At 47.0% G+C, this 3,989-nt stretch carries 1 protein-coding gene; it reads right to left on the reverse strand.

Annotation, left to right across the window (positions count from 1 at the left end):
• Window positions 1–711: 711 nt before the first annotated feature.
• Window positions 712–3,888 (reverse strand): hypothetical protein, encoded by a 3,177-nt coding sequence (locus KDK14_RS03010; RefSeq protein ID WP_257263541.1) that lies wholly within the window; start codon window positions 3,886–3,888, stop codon window positions 712–714.
• Between the last annotated feature and the right edge of the window lie 101 nt (window positions 3,889–3,989).

Genomic DNA, 3,989 nt, shown 5'->3' on the forward strand with positions numbered 1-3,989 from the left:
CCAGGTGGAAAACGTGAGAGCCCGGGCAAGAGGCCTGGACCAGTCGCCCACCCTGTTGTCCGATACGTCTATCGTCGTTTTCACAGAGAGAACAAATAAAAGACAAATTTTTCGCACTTTCGCTGACACTATTCATTGCTTTGCCTTACATTTCGACCTGACTCCTTGCCTGAGACCAGGATTGGCGGAGAGAGTTTCATAAAAAATAGAATTTTATAAAAGACGATGGGCGTTAAAATTCCTGAGTCAGGCACGCCCCTGACCGCTTTGCATCAGGCATTGGACGCTTGTTCATCGAAGTTCAAGTGATGCTAACCTCGAATACCTGGCACAGGGGGGCAAGGCACTGATTCCTGAAGGAGTGCAGGTCGTTGCCATTTACTGCCAATAAAAGGGAATTGCACCCGTCAGGCCAGGCTGAGGTGGAGGTTTTAATCGATCAAGATTCAAGATCCGACCCCGGTTTTCGACCCCGGTTTTTCGTTCAGCACCCTTGGTTAGCCCGGATATTTAATAAACTGCCCTGAATCCAATGACACTGAATCTCACTTGTCCTCTGCCGATCTGAGGGAATTTTGCACGGTCGAACGTACTCCCCGGAACGGTGCTCCCTCACAAACAGCCTGCAAGAGGCTGTTCGCACCCAACTCATTGAGACGATCTACTGGCGCCATCCATTTTCCAGGCTGATGCTATGTTGCTCGCTCCCCATTATGAGGGAGCGAGAGGTATATTCAGCATCATCGGGTATGATTGGTCTTTGGTACTTTTTTGCAGATCGTTCATCTTAATTTGTGCCTTTTGTTCTTTTTCTGCCTTTTGTGACTTATATGCCTTTTGAACCGTTTGCGACTTTTGTACCTTTTGCACTTTTTTGGGGTCACAAGGAAAATCGTCTTCCAGGGCCCGGATGAGGGACAGGGCGTTTTTAGTGTCCTCCTGCCTTATCTGCTTGCATTCCCGATGGAGAGGCATTCCTGAGCGGTAGATATAACCCTTTTTCTTCTGTCGTTTGATCTTTATCGGGTTTTCCGTTTCATACAGAGAATTTTCTGTGGTGTAGGTGTCACCGCAGTAGTGACAACTTTGCTGGTACCTGGCAGAACCGTTTTCTTTTACCGGGACATTCTTACGCAATTTCAGTTTCGCCAGCTGTTCACCCAGGCGCGTAGCCAGACGTTCATACTCGCTGTCATCGGTAACGGCGAATGCCTTGCCCGGTACCGTATTGTCCACTTCCATTGGCTGTTCGGAATCCGTATCGGCATCTGATGACTGCCCGGTCCTTTCATGGAACTTTTCCAGTACTGTCTTGATGATGGCTTGTTGATGTTCAGTAGAGGTAAAGTCAACAGGCTGTGCCCAGTCGCTTGCAGCAGGGAAAAGTCGTTGCATCAGCCGGGCATACTTGCCATCCTGGTCGGGGGAGATAAATTCTTGAATTTTTTTCACTTCACTTTGTAACTGATCCCGCTCAGGCTCTGTCAGCCTGCTTAAGGAGTCCGGGCGGCTCAATAAGAAATCAAGCAGGGTCAGTTGATGGGCAACCACACTGAAGCCAGTTTTTGCGGCGTTAATGATCTTGTCCAGCGTGAGTCCTGCCTCGTTATCCAGCCCCTGTTGGGCGAATGTTTCAGGATTTTTGGCTTCTCGTTCCATGACCCTGACCAGATATTCAATAAAGGCATTGATCACCAGCCTTGGTCTTAATGCATCCCGTTCCTGGTCACTTATGTCGACCATCTGGTTCCAGGCAGACACCAGGTAATTGATTAAAAATGCAAAGTCTTTCAGGTTCTTCTTGTTGAGCGTTCCTGAGAAGGCATGATTCATTAAACCCAGGTTCCGATACTTCCTGTCAGCATATAACTTGCCGATTTCGTAGTGTGTATTGATGGCATTCACCATAAGATCCAGGAAACATTGGGAAGGGAGCCAGTCCTTGCCCTCTTTCAGCGCATCGACCATGAGCATGGTCATGGACTTCATGATGATGTTATTGGCATCACCGGCGGTGAGGGCATCCCTTTTGTCGGGCAATCTTAATGTTTTGTGGCCAAAGTCTACCAGCTGTTTGATAAGAGCGACTTTTTCATAACCTTGCATCTCTGGATCCATCACCGGTAGCCAGGCGTTGGCCTCGACGCCCCACTGCATGCCATCCCGATAACGCCGGGTGGTTACAGGCGTCTCCTGAGAAATGGTCAGCTTATACTGTGATGCCAGGTTACTGACTTTAGCTATGGTTTTAGTCGGCTTTAATACTGCTTTCCAACTCTTGTAGTAGCTCTGTTCCGACTCTTCAATTGGTTCTTTAACAAAAATAACCGCCAGTTTTCCTGTATTTTTTCTGTTGCGGTTATTTTGGCTTATGTCGTTTCTTAAATGGGTAATTGCTTCGGTTAAATCATCATCGTTCTCAATTTTTTTGTTACCAAAATATATGCCTTCTAATTTATGGTGTTCACTGGTAATGGCAAGAAGTTTATTGCTCAATACGCTTTCCAATTTATCGAGGCTGTATGTTTTCGGTACATTATCAACTGTTGGTCTTATATTTGCCGACTCTGATTCAGGGCCAGAATGGTTATATTTTATAATGGGTGTCTCGATTTTGCCTGCGCGGTTGATGGTGAAAAATTGTTTATCAGCGGTCATATAAAATTCTTCGACCCGTCCCTGTGGATCAAGCTGTACCGGATAAAAGTAATCTGCCTTGTGTGGCGTGGTGTACTTTTGCCCATTATGTTCAAGCGTTACATCAACCCGGTTTTTGGCCAACAGCTGCTGCATCCGTTCATCATCGGGTTCGATAACAATGGGTGACACCGGTACGCAGCTTGACAAATCTTCTCGGGAATATACTTCTACCTGTCGGGTACAACCGGGGATGGAAAATTCAGAACAGCCGTACTCTGAGGGTTTAATGGTGGAAAAATCCAGACTCTCAGACTTTTGCCGGAGGATCATTTCCGGATCTGCTTCGAATAACAGCGAACTGCAGCTGCTTTTTTTGGCTCGTTGGTTCACTGAGGCTATCTGCTTTGAAATATGGCGTTTCAGTTTTTCAGGGCCTTCGGAGCCTGAAAATTCCATTACTTTTTTCTGTTGAAACACATAGTGACGATACCAGGGTTTGTTAAGGTTTTTGGTGTCAGGATAGCCCATGCTGTAACCTGCTCCCTCATCCCAGAAATCGGTGTCCATAATGAGAAAATTGATCACATTCATCATTTGTTGCACCCGGTCAAAATTGTAGCTGCTGTATTTTGCAGCCACTTCCCCTTTCCAATAATACGGAAAGGCACTGTGGGGAATGACCTGGGCAAGGCACAACTCTTCATCAAACAGGTGGGCAACCGGCGGGGCCAGTTTGACAATGACCGATGGCCCCTCGTTGTGTTTATCAGTGTTTCTGAAATCAAACTCAACCTTGAAATAAGCCCCTTCCCACCAACCAAAAGGGGCAACAAATTCGGCAATCACCATCGTGGCATTGTTATCGGGAATGGTCAGGGCAAATTTGCCGGGATAGTGTGCATCCATGTGGGACTGGATATTATTCCTGGCAAGGCCTACCTCCTGTAGCAATCTTGCGCCATTGACACCTTGTCTGGCTGGCACGGATGAGGCTGTCTGTGGGGCCTGGTAAGAAGGGGCTTCTGCGGCCACCTGACTTTGCAGGGTATTGGCAACTTCACAAGTATCTACCGCGTAATTATTCAGGGAGAGACCCCGGTCAGTGGCACTGTGACTTGACTGATTCACTGGTACAAGGGTTGGGGGTATGGTGCGGATATCACTGCCATTGGGGGAAGGCGAGCCTGCGGATGTGTTGTCAGAAAAAGGCTGGGCTTGGTGAATCGTTGCGAAATTAGTGGGCTGCATATTCACTTCCTGAATTTATGAATATTGAGACAGGTATCTGAATTTTAATGTGAAATAGCTGATCATTTCCTTTCACGCAATAAAATGATCAATAAATTTTT

The sequence above is a fragment of the Endozoicomonas sp. ONNA2 genome, from assembly GCF_024606365.1.
Taxonomy (GTDB): Bacteria; Pseudomonadota; Gammaproteobacteria; order Pseudomonadales; family Endozoicomonadaceae; genus Endozoicomonas.

What these genes read in the sequence shown, in the direction of transcription:
- KDK14_RS03010 (WP_257263541.1), bottom strand. Translation starts at nt 3,888, where the DNA reads ATGCAGCCCACTAATTTCGCAACGATTCACCAAGCCCAGCCTTTTTCT.